The following is a 19006-nucleotide window of genomic DNA, read 5'->3' as shown; positions in this document are numbered from 1 at the left end:
AACAAAACCCCACTGATTAAAGTTTCACTTTATCCTTGTAATTCTTTTTTGATGTTCTCTGTTAATGTAGCCATACGTTTGCGGCTTTCTTCACGCTCACGTTTGTTTTGCTCTTCAATTTGTTGTGTTTCTTGCATACCTCTTGAAATAATGTTCCAAGTTTCCTCAAGTGTTTCCATCTTAATACTAGAAGAACCTGATAATCTCGCTACTTCTACACTTTGCGTTGCGATATTTTGTGCATTTTTCTTAAGTAATTCATTTGTACGGCGATCCAGTTCAGCCATAGAATCCGCAACAAGCTTTTGACGCTTGGCATTTACCGCTTGAATGATACCATTTTTAAAGATAGGAATGGTTGTAATAAATGCTGTATTGATTTTACCAATTAATTTATTATTACCACGTTGAATCATACGAATTTGTGGTGCTGTAAGTAACGCAACCATACGTGCTTTTTCTAAATCGTCAATACGCTGTTCTAAAATTTCAACAGAGTTTTTAAGCGACTCTAATTCAATACCTGCTAATTGATCATTATTACGTACACGCTCTTCATACATCGGAACTAACTCTGTATTTAAACGCTCTAATAACATTTCTCCTGCTACTACGTACTTCTCTAAGTCTAGATAATATTTTAAGTTTTGCTCATACAAGCCATCTAACGTACCAATTGATTTTTTCATCTCATCTTGGTACTTCGTAATTTCCACATAAACTTTATCAATTTCACGGCCCATCGTTTGATACTTGCTAAAAATTTGTTCAATCATTTTATCCGCTTTTTTAAACATACGTGAAAAGAAACCGCTTTTCTCTTCCGCAAAGTCTTTACTATCGAATCGGTCCATAATTTTACCAAGCTGTTTTAATAATTCACCAGAATCTTCTATCTTTGATAATGACATTGTATGTAAAATTTGATCAGCAAAACGTGAAATTTCCATAGAAGGTTCTTTTCCAAGTTCAATTAATTCTAATTGATCTTTAATATCTACCGCATTATAAATACGTTGTACATCCGCATCTTGTCTAAGTTGTAAGCGAACATCTTGTGCTGTTTGTTCATTTAATTCTGTTTTCGGATCTAGTACGACTGGGTTATTCATATGGTATTCTCCCTTTCCTTATAAAAATGGACGAAATAGTCCTTTTATTGTTTGTGATAAATTTTTATAGGCTGATGAACCATGAAACTCAAGATCGAAATTAACCTCTTCAAGCCAATGTGAATCAAATGCCCCCGCTTCAATATACGGTTCAATATCGTTTCTTCCCGTTGGATTGAAATGAAATACATCTACTCCAATTTGATTCAAAAATAGTAATAAAACAGCATCAGAACGAGTTAACTCTCCACTCTTCTCATTATTAAATATAACAATTTTCGGTACATCTTGTGAATAATCAAATTTCTCAAGCTGTTCTAAAATATTCGGTGGTATTTGAGAAAGTTGCGCGAAAACATATAGCGCTACATCTTGTTTCGTCTCTTTCGCAATTGGTTTACACATTTCACTTTCACACGTATGGATAATCGCTTCTGCAATTCCATGCTGTAAACCTTCCGGTAAACGCTTATGCGGCCACCAATGGCTATTCATAATTAGATCAGGATGCAATTTCCCAGCTCGGTCCAATGCATCTCGATAATGATATTGGAAGTTTGCTTTTTGCTCTTTCGTAAATGGGAATGTATTAATTAATAAACTGTTATCAAATGATGTAACAGCCTTTAATCGTTGAAAATATTCTTTATCATTCTTTGAAACGCCTGATATTTTCGCAAATAAAGAAGGAATATAAATGTGTTTATTTTCAACAAAGAATGTCGGGCGTACAAACGCCTTTTCTTTCGTAATTAAAAAGAGTTCATCATATGTTGTTTTTAGTGTACGAGCTACAGGCGTATAGGAACGGAATTGCCACGGCTTGTACAGCAGTGAATTATCGTGGTGAAGTACTTGTTCAATTTCTTTCGAAGCTTGATACGCTACTGTTGCAACACGCTCACGGCGACGATCAGGGAATGGTTCAAGCGAAATGCGACTTGAATGAGATACAACAAAAGTTCTTCCCTCTTCATCAATATTTTCAAATCCATCTTTTCCTTCTGGGTGATAATAAAGCACATCACAACCGAGCATAATAAGAAAGTATAAGAAATATATACGGCTTTCCTGTGCATCACCGTACCAAATGATACGCGGCATTTGTTTCTTATAATTAATCGTAGAGAACCACTTCGCTACGTAATTTTCGCTTAGTTTAATTATGTCGATTAAGAAACGACGGAAGCCTTCTGTCTTTAACGACTGATTATGTTGCTTCTCATATAATTTCAATAGTGAAATAAACGTCGTATGTATGTAATGCTGTAAATCAGGGTTGTCTACTTTCGGTAAAAGTTGTTTCCCAGATAAGTGTGCAACTAGCCTATTTACTGTCAGACCATTTGGTGCTTCTTGATGTAATCCGAACACTTCTTGAATATGACGAAGCTTTTCCGAATCAATCACTTTGTTTAAATTTTGTTCGTGTAAAACTTCGATTCCTTTCGCTTCACTATAATCAAACAGTTCATTAAAATATTCATCTACATCATTAGGAACACCAAGGATTCGACATGCTATATAACTAAATTTCATCTCATTCTCTGTCAGCTCATATTGTGGGCGTTTTTCTAAAAGCGTTTCAAATTGCTTTAAATCTGATTCATCTTTTAATGCATATGGTTGAAGTGTAAAACGTGAAAACACAACAGTTCACCTCCAAAAACATTTACGTTTTTTCTAAGTCCTTCTTCTATTATAAACTATTTTTGGTTATAAAAAATGGGCGCTCGCAAAACGAGCAAACCCATTTCAATTATTTATTGTCTTCTTTAGTAGCTGCAACTTCTTCTTTAGCTTGTCCAGAATTCTTCATGTAGTGAAGTATAAATGTTGCTCCAAATGCTACAACTAAAATAATGAAGAACAATGTATGACTTACTTCAATATGAATAACAGACAGTAACATTTTTGCTGCAATAATTAAGATTAAAATATATGCTGTCGTTTCAAGTTCTGGAATACGCTCTAACAATTTTAAGAATACACCAGCGATACCGCGCATCATTAAAATACCGAGCATTCCACCTAATAATAGAATCCAAACTTCATTTGATACACCAAATGCAGCAAGCACGCTATCTACAGAGAATGCGATATCCATTAATTCAACCATCGCAACTGTTCCCCAGAAGACACCAAACATTCTGAAGAGAATACTGTTTTGGTTCATACCATGAGCTTCCTCTTCTTCTGCATTACCTTTTCTTTTATCAATGAAGTATTTAACTGAAAGCCACGCTAAGTAAAGTGCACCTAACACTTTTACCCATGCTAATTTAATTAAGAACATTCCGATTCCAATCGCAATAAAGCGGAACACATAAGCTCCAATAAGTCCATAGAATAATGCTTTTTTACGTTTTTCTTCCGGAAGGTGTTTTACCATTACTGCTAACACAAGTGCGTTATCAGCAGATAATAATCCTTCAAGTACAACAAGTGTACCAATTAATCCCCAAGATACTGGATCCTGCAACACTTTAATCCACATGTCCAAGTCGAAAAACTGAGCATACGTATCAAGGATTCCTTGCAAAATACTCATCTTACCTTTATCCCCTATTCTTTGCTAGATTTATAGAAAGGTCAAAAAAAGGAAACGAATATCGTTTCCTTTCTATGCATCCAAGCCATACGCTCTTACAAGCGCACCTAAACCACCTTGGAATCCACTTCCTACTGCATTAAACTTCCACTGTCCATTATGACGGTATAATTCACAAAAGACAACTGCTGTTTCGATGGAGAAGTCTTCCCCTAAATCAAAACGAAGAACTTCTTCACTCGTTTCTTCATTCGCTAAACGAACGAACGCATTTCCTACTTGTCCAAAGTTTTGACTACGGCCTTCCGCATCATAAATCGTAACTGTAATAGCAATTCTGTGCACATCTGCTGGAACTTTCTTCAAGTCCACAACAAGTTGCTCATCGTCACCTTCACCTTCACCTGTACGGTTATCTCCTGTATGTAAAACAGATCCACAAGGAGACTGTAAATTATTATAGAAGATAAAATCAGTTTCCTTCGTACATTTTCCGTTTGCATCTAATAAAAAGGCAGATGCATCTAAATCGAAATCGGCTCCGCCGTCATAAGATTTAATATCCCATCCAAGACCAATTACTGCTTTTGTTAAACCAGGGCTTGTCTTACCTAAATCGATTTTCTGGCCTTTTTGTAATTGAATAACCATCTATATTCACCTCTATATTTTTATCTTTAAAAATATATCCATCAGTAAACATACATTTCACCGATGGATATATAAATCAAATCTATTACTCTACATCTAAACCAAAGTTATTACATAGAGACGCTAATCCACCTTGGAATCCACTTCCGATTGCATTGAATTTCCAATCACCTGCATGACGATATAATTCACCTACTACTACGGCTGTTTCAATAGAGAAATCTTCTCCTAAATCGTAACGAATTAATTCTGCATTCTTTTCTTCATCAAGAATACGTACGAAAGAATTAGAAACTTGTCCGAAGTTTTGGCTACGGCCTTCTCCATCATAAATTGTAATTGTGAAACAAATACGTTCGATGTGAGCAGGAACATTTTTCAAATCTACTTTAATCGCTTCGTCATCGCCTTCACCTTCACCAGTGCGGTTATCTCCTAAATGCTCTACAGCACCATTCGCACCTTTTGGATTATTATAGAAAACGAAATCTTCAGCTCCTGAAACTTTACCATTCGCGCCTACTAAGAAAATACTAACATCTAAGTCGAAATCGTTTTGTCCGTCATAACGATTCGTGTCCCAACCAAGTCCTACAAGAACTTTCGAAAGACCTGGATTCGTTTTTGTTAAGTCTACCTTTTGTCCCTTTTTCAATGAAATTGATGCCATATACAATTCCTCCTCGGTTATTTTATTGATAACGTGATACAATCTCACTTAAGTTTTTATCTTGCGTGCCTTCTCCAACTGCTGAAAACTTCCATTCACTTCCGTGACGATACATTTCACCTGCAATTAGAGTTGTTTTGCCAGCATAATTATCCGATAAATTATAGCGTGCTAATTCTTCACCAGTTTGCGGGTTTTGAATACGAATATATGCATTACGAATCATCCCGAAATCTTGACGACGATTTACACAGTCATAAATATTTACAACGAATACTAAACGATTAATACGGCTTGGAACTTTATGTAATTCTACGAAAATTGTTTCGTCATCACCAGCGCCTTCACCTGTTAAATTATCTCCTGAATGAATAATACTACCACAAGTAGAAAGTTTATTTCCGAAGTAAACTAAATCATTTTTGTTTAAAAAACGATCTCCTTCTAACATAACAACAGATGCATCACAATCTACATTTGGTTTACTTCCAAATAATGAAGACAGAAATCCACCTGATTGCCCAATTGGATCCCAGCCTAAGCCAACCTGTAGTTTTGCTACTTTTGGTTGTCCTTTCGTTAAATCGATCTTTTGACCTTTTTCTAAAATAATAGGCATGAAGTTTCTCCCTTTCTACAAAGCATTTTCCAAATCGGAAAATATTGTATTCTTCTCTTATATTGTAGCATTATTTACCTAGCGATAAAAAGGATAAATTCTCAGTTATATGAAAACATTCATATAATTTACTTATGATGATGTAAGAAGTGGTAAATAGCACCAATCATTCCTGCACAATTACCGTTTTGCGCAAGTTCAATCTCACAATTATTATAAATCTCTTGATTTAAGTATTTACTGACCTCTTCTTTTACTTCTTTTAAAAACTCATTTCCTCTATCGGTAATTCCTCCACCAATAATAATCGTTTCTGGATTAAAAATATAAGCAAGATTACTAATTCCGATTGCCAAATGTTTAAAGAAAATCCCAACTGCTTGAGCAACTTCCCGATCTCCTTTATCATACAACTCGAAAATTCTTTTCCCATTCCACTTGCCTTTGCCTTTATATTTGCTTACAAGTCGAATTAATCCTGAAATCGAAGCAACCTCTTCAAACGTTTTTCCTTCTATTAACATATTCCCCCATTCACCAGCACTAAATGAATGTCCTCGGTACAATTTTCCATCTATAAAAATTGCTCCCCCAATCCCTGTTCCAAGGGTGAGCATAATAAAGTTATCTTTCTCTCTTCCACTACCATTCCACTTTTCTCCAAACGCTGCACAATTCACATCATTGTCAATCGATACTGGAACTTTTAATATCTCTTGCAATCTATCAATAATAGGAATAGTACTATATCCCGGAATATGATCCGCACCTCCCGTCACAATTCCTTTATTAATATCAACAATTCCCGCAGTGCTAATACCGATTCCGGCAATAGTATGTTCATTCATTATTTTTTTGGATACATATATAAGTTTTTGAATAATTTGTTCTCCGCCTAAATGAATTTCTGTTGCAACTGTTTGACGCTTTAATACTCTCCCTATTTCTGAAACAATACCATACTTAATTTGCGTACCGCCAATATCAAACGCTATATACTCTTTCATCTGCTGCCACTTCCTCTACCGTTATAAATGTAAATTCTCCCCCTCTACTATTTGCAGGAAATCTACATTAACTCTTTTCTGCTTTGACAAATACACCACCTTTTTCTATATATAGTTTTTTTTGCATAAAACTCTTTTTCCTAAGAAATATTACAAAGGGATGTATTTTAGATGGAACATTAATCTCTTAGGAGGAAAACCATGACGAAAATCTTCATTTTAGCATCAACACTCTCTTTATCTTTTTTTAGCGGTTTAAATATCGGTAATGCTGCAACTGAAAACTTCCAACCATTAACAAACGCTATTGTACAAAATAGCGATCATTTTGCAGAAGGAAACTCAAAGGATAATAATATACCTCCAGGAAATAACGGTTCTCAGGACGATACTGGTTCTGGTGACAATGGTTCTGGCGGTAACGGTTCTGGTGGCAATGGTTCCGGCGGTAACGGTTCTGGTGGCAGTGGCTCTGGTGGCAATGGTTCCGGCGGTAACGATTCTGGTGACAACGGTTCCGGCGGTAACGGTTCTGGTGGCAATGGTTCTGGCGGTAACGGTTCTGGTGGTAGTGGCTCTGACGGCAGCGGTTCCGGTGGCAATGGTTCTGGTGGCAACGGCTCTGGCGGCAGTGGCTCTGGTGACAACGGTTCTGGCGGTAACGGTTCTGGTGGCAGTGGCTCTGGTGGCAATGGTTCCGGTGGCAATGGTTCTGGTGGCAACGGCTCTGGCGGCAGTGGCTCTGGTGACAACGGTTCTGGCGGTAATGGTTCTGGCGGCAATGGCTCTGGTGGCAACGGTTCTGGCGGCAATGGCTCTAGTGGCAATGGTTCTGGCGGTAATGGTTCTGGCGGCAATGGCTCTGGTGGCAATGGTTCTGGCGGTAACGGTTCTGGCGGTAACGGTTCTGGCGGTAACGGTTCTGGCGGCAATGGCTCTCAAGGCGGCAATCGTGTTAAAGGTGATAGCAGTTCTCAAGGGGGTAATGGCTCTCAAGGTGGCAATCGTGTTAAAGGCGATAGCAATTCTCAGGAGGGCAACGGTTCTCAAGGGGGTAATGTAAAAGGTAATACGAAAAAACAAGGTGATAAATTACCTAATACTGCAACGCATTACCCTATATCTATTTTAATGGGTCTTTCAACATTCCTAATCAGTATGTTACTGTTTATTCGTCGTAAAAACGTAAAATAAGAGCAATATCCTTCCATCTAAAGAATACATGAAATACTGTATAAAACTAAAAAGGACTTTGGATTACATTTTATTATGCAGCCCAAAGTCTTTTTTATCACCTATCAGAAAAAGTATTAATACGCTTTTCCCCAATACACCATTTGTTTAGCTTCTTTACCACAACAAATGCATTCTTCAGCTAAATGCTCTTGCTCAAAAGGCATACAACGTGAAGATACGCCAACTTCTTCTTTTAGTTTTTCTTCACAAGCTAATTCCCCGCACCACATTGCCTTAATAAAGCCTTGCTTTTCGTCAGCTATTTTTTTCATCTCTTCGAAATTTGTCGCAACATACGTATTCTCATCGCGAAATGCTTTTGCTTTATTAAATAAAGCAATATGAATTTCTTCAAGTAATGCTGGAATACGTTCTTCTAATTGATCCATTGGTACAAACTCTTTTTCCTTCGTATCTCTTCTTACAAGTACAACTTGATTCTTTTCAATATCTTTAGGGCCAACTTCTAATCGAATTGGAATCCCCTTCATTTCATACTCATTAAATTTCCAGCCTGGTGTTTTATTACTAGCATCTATTTTTACTCGTGCAACCTTTTGAATATGTGCTTGTAACTCTGTTGCTTTTGCTAAAACTCCTTCTTTATGCTGAGCAATTGGTACAATAACAACTTGCACTGGAGCGACTTTTGGTGGCATTACAAGTCCATTATTATCACTATGAACCATTATTAGCCCGCCTATCATTCTTGTTGATACACCCCAAGATGTTTGGTGCACATATTGCCACTTACCGTTACGATCTAAAAACTTAATATCAAATGCTTTAGAGAAATTCGTTCCAAAGTTATGAGAGGTTCCTGTTTGAAGTGCTTTTCCATCATGCATTAAACTTTCAATTGTATAAGTTGCCTTTGCTCCAGCAAACTTCTCTTTTTCTGTTTTTTGTCCTTTAATAACCGGTATCGCTAAATAATCCTCACAGAAAGAAGCATATAAGTTTAAAATATTTAATGTTTCAGTCTGCGATTCTTCTGCCGTTTCATGGATTGTATGACCCTCTTGCCATAAAAATTCAGTCGTACGAAGGAATGGCCTAGTTGTCTTCTCCCAACGAACTACTGAACACCACTGATTATATAACTTTGGCAAATCATTATAAGATTGCACAATTTTTGAAAAGTGCTCACAAAATAAAGTTTCAGATGTAGGACGTACACAAAGTCTTTCCGCTAACTTTTCATCTCCGCCATGCGTAACCCATGCTACTTCAGGAGCAAATCCTTCAACATGATCCTTCTCTTTTTGCAATAAACTCTCTGGGATAAACATTGGCATATATACATTTTCATGGCCAGTTTCTTTTAACTTCTCATCCATCACCTTCTGCATATTCTCCCATAAGGCATAACCATACGGACGTAAAATCATGCATCCTTTTACACTTGAATAATCAACAAGTTCGGCTTTTTTTACAATATCGGTATACCACTGCGCAAAGTCCTCTTCCATCTTCGTAATGGCTTGCACTTGTTCTTTTGCCATAGTCAGTCTTCCTCCTTCTAGAAAATACAAAAAAGCCCGCGTCCCTAAATAGGGACCGAGCTTTGTCGGCGTTACCACCCTGATTCATGCACAAAAATTACGCATGCTCTCTTTTTGATAACGGGAAATTCCCGCTGCATATGCAGAACTCAAAGGCAGGTTCCATATTGCCTTTTTAAGAATCTTTCAGCCTGACGGATTCTCTCTCTGCTAAAAAGGTTGAACATGTACTAGTCCTTTTTCATCGTTATAACGAAATAAATTTGTTGATTATCATAATACAAATTCTTTTTTTAAACAATAGCTAATTTTCTTATTTTTATATATTCTTTTCATTTTTTGCAGTTTTATACGTAGCTTTTCCGCGTAATTTTCACAAGTTGATGCGCAATCATACCGATAAGTGTACCAAGTAGGACGAAGAAACCAATAAATCCATATCCCATTCCTTCCCACCCACCCACCAATAACAATCATTGTAACGGGAAAGGACGCTAAGCAAAGAAGTATTAAACTAAGTGCAAATATAATATCGAACTGTTTGTCTGGAAACCGTTTCTTTAGTAAATATGAAATAGCAAATACAAGGATAATCGTGATTCCGCCAATGATGTAAAAGATACCAAATCCATCTAACCAATCCATAGTGTTTCCTCCTTCCATAGATTCCCTTATACTTAATTATATGTTTAATTTTTCTGAAAATAAATAATAAATTTTCACCTTAAAATATATTTTTATTACTAGGTATTAATAGTAATATATAAGAATAGGTTTTATATAATCAGGAGGGAACTTTATGGATAAAGCATTAACAAACCATGTCATTATTTTATCATTCGACTGTTTATCAGCTTTAGATTTTCCTATACTACAAAAACTACCTCATTTCCAATCTCTAATAAAAAAGGGCACGGTTGTCGAAAAAGTAGAACCAATTTATCCTTCTGTAACATATCCAAGCCACTCAACAATCGTAACCGGTAATTACCCTAACAAGCACGGTGTTGTTAGCAATACGTTACTTCAACCAGGGCGTGAATCACCTGATTGGCATTGGTATCGAAAATCAATAAAAGGAACAACATTGTATGATGAAGCGCGCAAAGCAAATTTAACGACAGCTGCCCTTCTATGGCCTGTTACTGGAAGAGCGAACATCGATTACAATTTACCAGAAATTTTTCCAAATAGACCTTGGCAAAATCAAGTGTTAGTTTCCTTATTTAGCGGTAGCCCACTATACCAATTAGATTTAAATCGTCGTTTCGGCCATATAAGAAATGGTTTATCACAACCAGAACTGGATGATTTCGTCCTCGCCTCTGCTGTGCATACAATCCAGACGAAAAAGCCTAATGTCATGTTTGTACATTTCACCGATTTAGACACACAAAGACACTATCACGGCTTTGAATCTAACGAAACAATAGCTGCTATCCAGAGACACGACGAACGTCTAGGGAAAATTATTCAAGCACTAAAAGAAAGTGACTTATACGAAGAAAGTACAATTATTGCCCTTGGTGATCATAGCGCTTTAAGTGAAAACAAATCCATCCAATTAAATGTGCTATTCCATCAAAGAGGACTTATATCTCTTAATAAAAAAGGAAAATTAGTAGACTGGAAAGCCTATTGCCAAAGTTGCGACGGCTCTGCCTATGTATATGTAAAGGACAAAAATGATACGGATACAATTCGGGAGGTACAACTACTCCTTGAAGAACTACTTCAAAATAAACCAAACGGAATTGAATTTATACTTCATGATGAAGCTGCCAAAGACTGCGGTGCAGATGGTAATTGTTTATTCATGTTAGAAGCACGAGAAGGGTATTATTTCACTGAAAACTATACAGGAGATTTTATAAAAGAAATTACCGAAAAAGATGTTACGCCTAGTAAAAAATATACATTTGGTACGCATGGATACTCTCCAACAAAACCTAACTATGAAACAATTTTTATCGCTGCTGGGAAAGGGATAAAAAGCGGCATTACCATACCGTATATGAGACTTATTGATGAGGGCCCAACTATCGCTAGACTACTCGGTTTACACTTAGGTGAAACAGACGGATCAATTGTAGAGGATTTACTCCAATTGTAAAGAACTGTGTATATATGTAAAAGTTATGTAAAATTCATCATTGTTTCTCTTTTTATAATTTTTATTTTTGTACACTGTTAGTAAAACAAATTTGAGGGGGAACATTATATGAAAAAAATGTCCAGACAAGAAAAAAGCTGGATATTATACGATTGGGCGAACTCCGTATATTCGCTCGTCATTACAACTGCATTATTTCCAATTTACTTTAAAGCAGCTGCAAAAGAAGCGGGTTTATCTGGGGCAACTTCAACAGCATATTGGGGATATGCAAACTCATTCGCAACACTTTTAATTTCTATACTTGCTCCTATTCTTGGCACAGTTGCTGATTATAAAGGATTTAAAAAACGTTTTTTCACATTCTTCTTTGGACTCGGTATCGTATTTACAAGTATGTTAGCAGTCGTTCCAACCTCTCAGTGGTACTTATTGCTAGGGTGCTATATGCTCGCCTTAATCGGCTTTGCTGGAGCAAACATTTTTTATGATGCATTTTTAGTAGATGTCACTTCTGAAGATAGAATGGATCGAATTTCTACGAGAGGTTTCGCTTTAGGCTATATTGGGAGTACTATTCCATTTATCGGTTGTATCACTCTTATCATTCTTGCTCAAAAAGGAACTATCCCTTTATCAGTTGGCATTGCTAGTCAAATTTCATTCGCGATAACAGCTCTTTGGTGGGGGTTATTTACAATTCCAATGCTAAAAAACGTAGAGCAAACGCACTATATTGAACGTCATCCAAGACCTATTAGAATGAGCTTCAAACGCCTTGCTGATACTTTTAAAAATATTAAAGAATATAAAACTGTATTTATGTTTCTAATCGCTTACTTTTTCTATATTGACGGAGTCGATACGATTATTACTATGTCTACCGCTTACGGAACCGATCTCGGTATTAGTGCAACGAATCTATTAATCATATTATTTGTAACACAAATTGTCGCTTGTCCATTTGCTTTACTATATGGAAAACTATCTGAAACATTTACTGGTAAAAAAATGTTATATGTCGGTATCATTATTTATATCATTATTTGCACATATGCTTATTTCTTAAAAACGACACTTGATTTTTGGATTTTAGCAATGTTAGTTGCTACATCTCAAGGTGGTATTCAAGCACTAAGTCGTTCATACTTTGCAAAACTAGTACCTAAAGAATCTGCAAATGAATTCTTCGGATTTTATAATATATTTGGCAAGTTTGCCGCGATTATGGGTCCAGTATTAGTCGGTGTTACAACCCAATTAACAGGAAAAACAAACGCTGGTGTTCTTAGTATTATTGTTCTGTTTATTATCGGAGGATTTTTACTAACTAGAGTTCCAGAAAATAATACATCCGTTACACCACCTAGTCCAAAGACTAAAACGCTATAAGAAAAGATCCTCTTCTCATAAGAAGAGGATCTTTTTTATTTTTAAAGGTGCGACTTATAATGAACGACTCTACTGCTTGTACAAAAATAATTTATCAACAGTTGTTCCTAATACTTCAGCTAAACGGAATGCTAACGCTAAACTTGGATCATATTTATTATTCTCAATTGCATTTATCGTTTGTCTAGAAACCTTACATTTATCAGCTAATGCGCCTTGTGAAATATTATTTTCAGTGCGTAATTCATAGATTTGATTTTTCACACCATTGCTCCTAACCTGTAAAATCGTTTTTACAACATCAGTATATAATTGGCTCATATAGTTGTCAAAAGTTCCTCAAAGAAAAAGGGAGCAATATTGCTCCCTTACAATAGTTATTTCGAAGCTAACGAATTTGTTAGTGCCTCTTTATTAGCAACATCTTCTTTTTTTATTTGCATACGTAGAACTGGCCCTATCGCTAATAAAATAAGTGCCATTGCTATACAAAACACAGTAACTAGTGAAGTTAGTTCCTTTAATCCTCCAGCTAGTGAAGTTCCAATTAGCATTGCCCCCATAAACAGTGGTAAAATCGTCCCATTTACTCTTCCAACCATATTTTCTGGTACAAGTTGAATCATAAGCGTACCGACAACAATATTAACACAAGCTAAACAAATACCTGTTCCAAACCTCATGAAACTAGTAATCCAAAATGATGTAGATAGCCCTTCTACTAAAAATGACATTGCTAATATGCCCATACCGAATACAAACATTTTTTTCGGATTCACTTTTGAAGCGAAAATTGTAGCAACAATACCACCAATTAACATACCTATTCCATCAGCTGCAGCTAAATATTGAACTGCTTCCTTTTCCATTCCAAGGCGTTCTATTACAAGAAACACCTCTAATGGAGTTGTTAATCCAACAGCTAAGCCTATAATGGTGAAAGTGATCGTAATCATACGTAAATTTTTCGTATGAAGAACATACTTCCAACCTTCTTTTATATCATTTTTTAATGAATCTCTCGCCACTTGCTCTTTTTCAACCCATTTTGGTAAAAATGAAAGGGCGATAGCAGATAACAAAAATAAAATGATTAAGCTATATAGTGACGTAAATAAACCAAGTTGTGTATACACAAGCGATCCTACCACTGGTCCAAAAATCAGAAATAATGACTGTAATGTTTGGTTAAATGCAATTGCATTTGCTACCTCTTCTTCTTTTACATAGCGCTTAAATATGCGCGAAGATGAGGGCTGAGAAAACTGGCCTACAATCGCGGAAATGAGTGTTGCAAAAAATATAGCCTGCCAATAATCCAGCTTTAACAACAGGACAATTCCTATAATAGACAGTACACTTAATACATCTCCAGCGACCATTGTTCTTTTCGGATTCCAGCGATCAGCTAGCGCACCACCGATAAACGAGAAAATAAAAATAGGTGCATATTCCATAACTGATAACAAAGAAACAGAAACCGGATCATTATTCGTTCGCTCCATTATGAAATATAAAAGAGCCATATTTCTGATCCAAATTGCAAATTGTTGTAAAATATCAGATGCCATAACGAGCATAAATGCTCGGTTTTTAAATAAAGCGTTCATTTTCATCCCCCTTTTACAAACCGACCGTTCGGTCTATTTTATTTTGTAAGAAAAGCAACTGACCTATTATTCAGCTGCCATTCCTTTTAACAATACATCTATTGCCTTTTTATAAATACGCTTCAACTCTTTATAATCTAGCTCGTAGTAAAGTACTCCAAGCCCTGATAATAATCCATTCACAATATACATAAGATCACGAGTATTATCTTCACGGAACTCTCCAGACTGTATACCTGCTTCAATTAATTTCTCAAACATAACATATGATTCTCTAGTTAAAGCTAATAGTTCCTCCAAAATCTCTTTACTTACAACTTGACTCATAGAGAATTCCTCTATTGCATTTGAAATTGGTTGCTGTATGTCCTCTACATGATATTCCGCGAGACCATATAGTTTTTCAGTACTAGTGCTATACAACTTCTCTTTTTCATTCCATTTTTCAACCCAATCATACGTATGCTGTTTCACTACAAATAAAAATAATTCTTCTTTACTTTTAAAGTGATAATAAATGCTTCCTTTACTTCGCTCTGTAATTTCACAAATCTCTTCCATAGATGTAGCTGCGTAGCCTTTCTGTGAAAATAGACTTTTTGCTTTATATGCAATTTCTTTCTTTATCTCTTCTGCGCTTCTTCTCATATTCACACCTCTTTAAACCGACCGTTCAGTTTAATAATAACAAATCAAAAACCTCTATCGCAAGAGGCTATATTCCTTATTTAAGAAAACGTACTTTCAAACCAAGTTCGAATCATATGTATGGTTCCAAACTTAAATGCTAATTTAACAAAAAACACGCCTCCCGCAGCTAATAAAAATAACACTATTTTCCCCTTATTTTTCACTTTCGGTTCCCTTTTCATTTCCATTCCCCTTAGTATGTTAAAAATATTAATCAAACGTTTGTTTAACTGTGTTTATGCATATGTAAGCCAACTAATCAAACGTTTGTTTAAAAAGAAATACGCCTATATAAGGCGCATTTTCATCAATCACCACCGCCACCGCAGCTTCCCCCGCTATCTCCCCCAAAAGACCCTCCACAATCATGTGAACCGCCATCATGCGAGCTATCATTATCCGATCCAGCAAAGAAAAATAATGGTGATGAGCTGTTAGATGAATTATGTATGTTATTTTGTTTCGCCAAGTTCACCTTCTTTTTGTTCGATCGAACTGCTGTTACGATTATTCCAACTACAACAAATAATAGTATGACAATAATAAATCCCATATAAAAGCCTCCCCTATTCCTCGAATAATTGAATGATTCTCTCTAGATTTTCAAGTGAAATGAAGCGTGATTCACGAAGAATTTCTTTTCCATTATGAAATAATAAAATTGTTGGCCCTGTAAATACTCCATATCGCCCCGCAATCTCTTGCATGTCTTGTAGTAATATCTCTATTTTCTCTACGTAATCATAATTCTCTAATACGCAATTTACTTTTCTTAGCATAACATCACAAACACCACAATTTTCCGTTTTAATAAACAGAAGTACCAATTGTTGTTCTTCGATATAGTTCGCTAATTCTTCTATCGTTTTAAATGTAGTCATCTTATCCCTCTTAGCGTAATTTACGAAATACTTTGTCTTGATACATACGAAAAGCTGAACTATCTTTAATCTTTCTCTTTTCCATTACCTGCTGAAAACGAAGCGTTTTTGCTGTTAACTCTTCTCGTAATTTCTTTCTCTCTTCTTCATCATAACAGCAAGCAATTAGATCCTCTATTTTTAATATATCTTTTTGTAGTTCCATTTCTGGTGGAATCATTCCTGCATTTTTTAAAATTTTATAACTCATTCTAAGTTCTGGAGGTACCATTGAAAGATCTTCTAATTGTAGTGGTTTTCCTTTTCCCGGAAGATAATCAAGATCACCATTCCGTATTGCTTGTCGAATTTTTTCTTCAGCAATGTTCAAAAACACATCCACACTATTCCCTCCTTTACATATTTTTACTATTATTTTACATGATATTTCCTTATCTTTCTACGTCTTTAATAATTGGCTCCATACAATTTTTTCTCAAATTTATTTATAATGAGCTTTTTCCTCCCATACCGATCTTTCGTTTTCATATACAGTTTGTATTCAAGCCTTTTTGTATTGAGAAAGTCTTGTTCAATTTAATAAAGCGTTTACACTAAATCTTACATTTGTTACGATTTAATCACCCCCAGCTCCCTTGTATAGACTTCGTGATGTCTGATCATTTTATCTAGACGTTTTATACGTCTAGATTCATTTTGATTTATTGGCGTATGCCTTTAAATATATCTTTTATTTTGAAAGGAGAAATGGCTATGAGGTCTCAAAAATTCACACTGTTATTACTATCTCTACTACTTTTCTTACCTCTTTTTCTCACAAATTTTATTAATCCAAATCTCGCATTAGCAGATTCACCAAAGCAAAGTCAAAAAATTGTTGGATACTTTCCTTCGTGGGGCGTTTACGGACGTAATTATCAAGTTGCTGACATTGATGCATCAAAACTTACTCACCTTAACTATGCTTTCGCGGATATTTGTTGGAACGGAAAACATGGAAACCCTTCTACTCATCCTGATAATCCAAATAAACAAACGTGGAACTGTAAAGAATCTGGTGTACCATTGCAAAATAAAGAGGTTCCTAATGGTACTCTCATACTCGGTGAACCATGGGCTGATGTTACCAAATCGTATCCTGGCTCAGGGACAACTTGGGAAGATTGCGATAAATATGCCCGTTGCGGAAATTTCGGGGAACTAAAACGATTAAAAGCTAAATATCCTCACTTAAAAACAATTATTTCCGTTGGTGGCTGGACTTGGTCTAACCGCTTTTCTGATATGGCCGCTGATGAAAAAACAAGAAAAGTATTTGCTGAATCTACAGTAGCTTTTCTTCGCGCATATGGGTTTGATGGCGTAGATTTAGACTGGGAATATCCGGGCGTTGAAACGATTCCTGGTGGTAGTTATCGTCCTGAAGATAAACAAAATTTCACTCTCCTTCTTCAAGACGTCCGAAATGCTTTGAATAAAGCAGGTGCTGAAGATGGCAAACAATATTTACTAACAATCGCTTCAGGTGCAAGTCAACGCTACGCTGATCATACAGAACTAAAGAAAATTTCTCAAATACTCGATTGGATTAATATTATGACATATGATTTCCACGGCGGATGGGAAGCTACTTCTAATCATAATGCAGCTCTATATAAGGATCCAAATGACCCAGCAGCAAATACGAATTTTTACGTAGATGGTGCTATAAATGTTTATACAAATGAAGGTGTTCCAGTCGATAAACTAGTATTAGGCGTACCCTTTTACGGACGTGGCTGGAAAAGTTGTGGCAAAGAAAATAACGGACAATATCAACCTTGCAAACCAGGTAGTGATGGGAAACTTGCTTCTAAAGGTACTTGGGATGATTACTCTACCGGTGACACAGGTGTGTATGATTACGGTGATTTAGCAGCCAATTACGTTAATAAAAATGGTTTTGTACGCTACTGGAATGACACAGCTAAAGTACCTTGAGGGTGTTGCAAAACTCATAAATATCCAAAAATGAATGCATAAAGAAACCCGTTTTCCTGGAAGAATGATAGTATCCTAAAACTATCTCCAGAAAGGACGGATTTACTAGTATGATAACCAATTTTGATCAAAATCAATCCATTTTACAAATTTTATTTGCCTACGTAGACAGTTTAACCATTGGAGGCGTTCCGCCTATGACAGGCCGCCCACCCATCTGTAGAAAAGCTTTACTCAAATGTTTTTTTATAAAAACGGTATTCCAGATCAATTCATTACGTAAGTTAACTCGTTTTTTACATCAATATCCTTCATTTCGTGTATCTTGTGGCCTTTCGCTTGTTCCTCATATATCTACTTTTTCACGTGTAGGCACTTGGTTTCGCAACGAAGAAATTCCGTTGCTTCATAAACAAATTCTTCAAGAAAAGAATTTAGGGTTAATTCCGTGCGTTTTAATTGATAGTACAGCCTTACGGAGTAGTTTATATGATTCTCAAGCGAAATGGGGAAAATCTACTCGCTATGGTTGGTATAAGGGATATAAAACTCATGTCTGTTCTACACCAGAAGGTGTTATATTGTCGTATGCATTTACAACCGCAAATGTACATGATAGTAAAATAGCTCCTGCATTGCTTCGGGATATACAAAACCAAAATGTGTTATTTTCCGTTGCAGATGCCGCTTATGATAGTCAGCACATTCATGAAATTGCCGGAGCATGTGATATCTTTGCGATCAATCCAATTAACCCGCGTAATAGCGGACCAATCAAAAGTACACATCGTCGTGTAGTGTCTCATTTTCTACAAACTACCTTTGGCAAACAGTTGATGAAAGAGCGTGGAAAAATTGAACAACAGTTTAGTCATCTCAAAGATAAAGGGCTGGAACAGCCACGTTGGTATGGTCAAAATCGCTATCTATTGCATGTTCAGCTAGTTTTTCTGATTCATAACATTGCATATTTATTTTAGTTTTGCAAC

The 19006-nt window shown here is 36.1% G+C and carries 19 protein-coding genes, 2 pseudogenes and 1 other annotated feature; of the genes and pseudogenes, 5 read left to right on the top strand and 16 right to left on the bottom strand.

Going from position 1 to position 19006, the window contains the following annotated elements; translation table 11 throughout:
* Nucleotides 1-29: 29 nt before the first annotated feature.
* From V6946_RS02235 to V6946_RS02205, 7 genes are all read right to left on the bottom strand, one after another.
* The gene (locus tag V6946_RS02235; RefSeq protein ID WP_001064409.1) at nt 30-1112 is read right to left on the bottom strand and encodes a toxic anion resistance protein; all 1083 of its coding nucleotides are present in this window, start codon (nt 1110-1112) and stop codon (nt 30-32) included.
* An 18-nt stretch (nt 1113-1130) separates the two neighbouring features.
* Nucleotides 1131-2762 carry a YceG family protein gene (locus V6946_RS02230; protein WP_000492859.1) on the bottom strand — a complete coding sequence of 544 codons (1632 nt, stop codon included), beginning with the start codon at nt 2760-2762 and terminating at the stop codon, nt 1131-1133.
* Nucleotides 2763-2871: 109 nt separating this feature from the next.
* Nucleotides 2872-3663, bottom strand: coding sequence for a TerC family protein (locus V6946_RS02225; protein ID WP_000025695.1), 792 nt, complete (start codon nt 3661-3663; stop codon nt 2872-2874).
* A 72-nt stretch (nt 3664-3735) separates the two neighbouring features.
* Nucleotides 3736-4314: a TerD family protein gene (locus V6946_RS02220; protein ID WP_000236643.1), complete on the bottom strand. Its 579-nt coding sequence runs from the start codon at nt 4312-4314 to the stop codon at nt 3736-3738.
* Between the two features lie 85 nt (nt 4315-4399).
* Nucleotides 4400-4984 (bottom strand): TerD family protein, encoded by a 585-nt coding sequence (locus V6946_RS02215; RefSeq protein ID WP_000146726.1) that lies wholly within the window; start codon nt 4982-4984, stop codon nt 4400-4402.
* Between the two features lie 22 nt (nt 4985-5006).
* Complete coding sequence (locus tag V6946_RS02210) at nt 5007-5603, bottom strand: TerD family protein (RefSeq protein ID WP_001121586.1); 597 nt, start codon at nt 5601-5603, stop codon at nt 5007-5009.
* Between the two features lie 128 nt (nt 5604-5731).
* Nucleotides 5732-6610: an ROK family protein gene (locus V6946_RS02205; protein WP_000666117.1), complete on the bottom strand. Its 879-nt coding sequence runs from the start codon at nt 6608-6610 to the stop codon at nt 5732-5734.
* A 201-nt stretch (nt 6611-6811) separates the two neighbouring features.
* On the opposite strand from V6946_RS02205, the gene V6946_RS02200 reads away from it, so the two are divergent.
* Nucleotides 6812-7804 (top strand): cell wall anchor protein, encoded by a 993-nt coding sequence (locus V6946_RS02200; RefSeq protein ID WP_406622198.1) that lies wholly within the window; start codon nt 6812-6814, stop codon nt 7802-7804.
* 116 nt (nt 7805-7920) lie between these two features.
* On the opposite strand, the gene proS is transcribed toward V6946_RS02200, so the two are convergent.
* Nucleotides 7921-9351 carry a proline--tRNA ligase gene (gene proS / locus V6946_RS02195; RefSeq protein ID WP_006927466.1) on the bottom strand — a complete coding sequence of 477 codons (1431 nt, stop codon included), beginning with the start codon at nt 9349-9351 and terminating at the stop codon, nt 7921-7923.
* A gap of 47 nt (nt 9352-9398) precedes the next feature.
* Nucleotides 9399-9605 (bottom strand) — a binding site (T-box leader).
* Nucleotides 9606-9698: 93 nt separating this feature from the next.
* Nucleotides 9699-9996: pseudogene (locus V6946_RS02190) on the bottom strand (YesK-like family protein).
* 154 nt (nt 9997-10150) lie between these two features.
* On the opposite strand from V6946_RS02190, the gene V6946_RS02185 reads away from it, so the two are divergent.
* Complete coding sequence (locus V6946_RS02185; RefSeq protein WP_366982319.1) at nt 10151-11464, top strand: ectonucleotide pyrophosphatase/phosphodiesterase; 1314 nt, start codon at nt 10151-10153, stop codon at nt 11462-11464.
* A gap of 108 nt (nt 11465-11572) precedes the next feature.
* Entirely contained in the window at nt 11573-12856 is a 1284-nt protein-coding gene (locus V6946_RS02180; protein WP_000738816.1) for an MFS transporter, read from the top strand.
* A gap of 69 nt (nt 12857-12925) precedes the next feature.
* Here V6946_RS02180 and V6946_RS02175 read toward each other — a convergent pair whose 3' ends face one another.
* The 7 genes from V6946_RS02175 to V6946_RS02145 form a co-directional block, all read right to left on the bottom strand.
* On the bottom strand, nt 12926-13177 hold the full coding sequence (locus tag V6946_RS02175; RefSeq protein ID WP_002023181.1) for a helix-turn-helix transcriptional regulator: 252 nt from the start codon (nt 13175-13177) through the stop codon (nt 12926-12928).
* Nucleotides 13178-13233: 56 nt separating this feature from the next.
* Nucleotides 13234-14466 carry an MFS transporter gene (locus V6946_RS02170; protein ID WP_006927468.1) on the bottom strand — a complete coding sequence of 411 codons (1233 nt, stop codon included), beginning with the start codon at nt 14464-14466 and terminating at the stop codon, nt 13234-13236.
* A gap of 66 nt (nt 14467-14532) precedes the next feature.
* Entirely contained in the window at nt 14533-15114 is a 582-nt protein-coding gene (locus V6946_RS02165; protein ID WP_001254452.1) for a TetR/AcrR family transcriptional regulator, read from the bottom strand.
* 80 nt (nt 15115-15194) lie between these two features.
* On the bottom strand, nt 15195-15338 hold the full coding sequence (locus V6946_RS02160; RefSeq protein WP_000817973.1) for a hypothetical protein: 144 nt from the start codon (nt 15336-15338) through the stop codon (nt 15195-15197).
* Between the two features lie 125 nt (nt 15339-15463).
* Nucleotides 15464-15709, bottom strand: a complete 246-nt coding sequence (locus V6946_RS02155) for a hypothetical protein (RefSeq protein WP_000505774.1) — start codon at nt 15707-15709, stop codon at nt 15464-15466.
* A gap of 13 nt (nt 15710-15722) precedes the next feature.
* On the bottom strand, nt 15723-16037 hold the full coding sequence (locus tag V6946_RS02150; protein WP_000206514.1) for a thioredoxin family protein: 315 nt from the start codon (nt 16035-16037) through the stop codon (nt 15723-15725).
* 10 nt (nt 16038-16047) lie between these two features.
* The gene (locus V6946_RS02145) at nt 16048-16419 is read right to left on the bottom strand and encodes a DUF1992 domain-containing protein (RefSeq protein ID WP_000382375.1); all 372 of its coding nucleotides are present in this window, start codon (nt 16417-16419) and stop codon (nt 16048-16050) included.
* Between the two features lie 371 nt (nt 16420-16790).
* On the opposite strand from V6946_RS02145, the pseudogene V6946_RS02140 reads away from it, so the two are divergent.
* Both V6946_RS02140 and V6946_RS02135 read left to right on the top strand, forming a co-directional pair.
* A pseudogene (locus V6946_RS02140) lies at nt 16791-18014 on the top strand (glycoside hydrolase family 18 protein); the annotation flags it as partial.
* A gap of 113 nt (nt 18015-18127) precedes the next feature.
* The gene (locus V6946_RS02135; RefSeq protein ID WP_023520903.1) at nt 18128-18997 is read left to right on the top strand and encodes an ISNCY family transposase; all 870 of its coding nucleotides are present in this window, start codon (nt 18128-18130) and stop codon (nt 18995-18997) included.
* The last annotated feature ends 9 nt before the right edge of the window (nt 18998-19006 follow it).

Origin of the sequence: Bacillus sp. PPSBB_2, from assembly GCF_045291115.1 — a bacterium.
Taxonomy (GTDB): domain Bacteria; phylum Bacillota; class Bacilli; order Bacillales; family Bacillaceae_G; genus Bacillus_A; species Bacillus_A cereus.
Note: the sequence above shows the minus strand (reverse complement) of the source record. Positions and strands in the feature narration are given on the sequence as shown.

Bases quoted from the DNA above. Each gene is read 5' to 3' on its own strand.
- V6946_RS02150 (WP_000206514.1), bottom strand. From the start codon at position 16,037: ATGACTACATTTAAAACGATAGAAGAATTAGCGAACTATATCGAAGAA.
- V6946_RS02180 (WP_000738816.1), top strand. From the start codon at position 11,573: ATGAAAAAAATGTCCAGACAAGAAAAAAGCTGGATATTATACGATTGG.
- V6946_RS02185 (WP_366982319.1), top strand. From the start codon at position 10,151: ATGGATAAAGCATTAACAAACCATGTCATTATTTTATCATTCGACTGT.
- V6946_RS02170 (WP_006927468.1), bottom strand. From the start codon at position 14,466: ATGAACGCTTTATTTAAAAACCGAGCATTTATGCTCGTTATGGCATCT.
- V6946_RS02200 (WP_406622198.1), top strand. From the start codon at position 6,812: ATGACGAAAATCTTCATTTTAGCATCAACACTCTCTTTATCTTTTTTT.
- V6946_RS02215 (WP_000146726.1), bottom strand. From the start codon at position 4,984: ATGGCATCAATTTCATTGAAAAAGGGACAAAAGGTAGACTTAACAAAA.
- V6946_RS02160 (WP_000817973.1), bottom strand. From the start codon at position 15,338: ATGAAAAGGGAACCGAAAGTGAAAAATAAGGGGAAAATAGTGTTATTT.
- V6946_RS02205 (WP_000666117.1), bottom strand. From the start codon at position 6,610: ATGAAAGAGTATATAGCGTTTGATATTGGCGGTACGCAAATTAAGTAT.
- V6946_RS02235 (WP_001064409.1), bottom strand. From the start codon at position 1,112: ATGAATAACCCAGTCGTACTAGATCCGAAAACAGAATTAAATGAACAA.
- proS (WP_006927466.1), bottom strand. From the start codon at position 9,351: ATGGCAAAAGAACAAGTGCAAGCCATTACGAAGATGGAAGAGGACTTT.
- V6946_RS02155 (WP_000505774.1), bottom strand. From the start codon at position 15,709: ATGGGATTTATTATTGTCATACTATTATTTGTTGTAGTTGGAATAATC.
- V6946_RS02175 (WP_002023181.1), bottom strand. From the start codon at position 13,177: ATGAGCCAATTATATACTGATGTTGTAAAAACGATTTTACAGGTTAGG.
- V6946_RS02225 (WP_000025695.1), bottom strand. From the start codon at position 3,663: ATGAGTATTTTGCAAGGAATCCTTGATACGTATGCTCAGTTTTTCGAC.
- V6946_RS02165 (WP_001254452.1), bottom strand. From the start codon at position 15,114: ATGAGAAGAAGCGCAGAAGAGATAAAGAAAGAAATTGCATATAAAGCA.
- V6946_RS02210 (WP_001121586.1), bottom strand. From the start codon at position 5,603: ATGCCTATTATTTTAGAAAAAGGTCAAAAGATCGATTTAACGAAAGGA.
- V6946_RS02135 (WP_023520903.1), top strand. From the start codon at position 18,128: ATGATAACCAATTTTGATCAAAATCAATCCATTTTACAAATTTTATTT.
- V6946_RS02220 (WP_000236643.1), bottom strand. From the start codon at position 4,314: ATGGTTATTCAATTACAAAAAGGCCAGAAAATCGATTTAGGTAAGACA.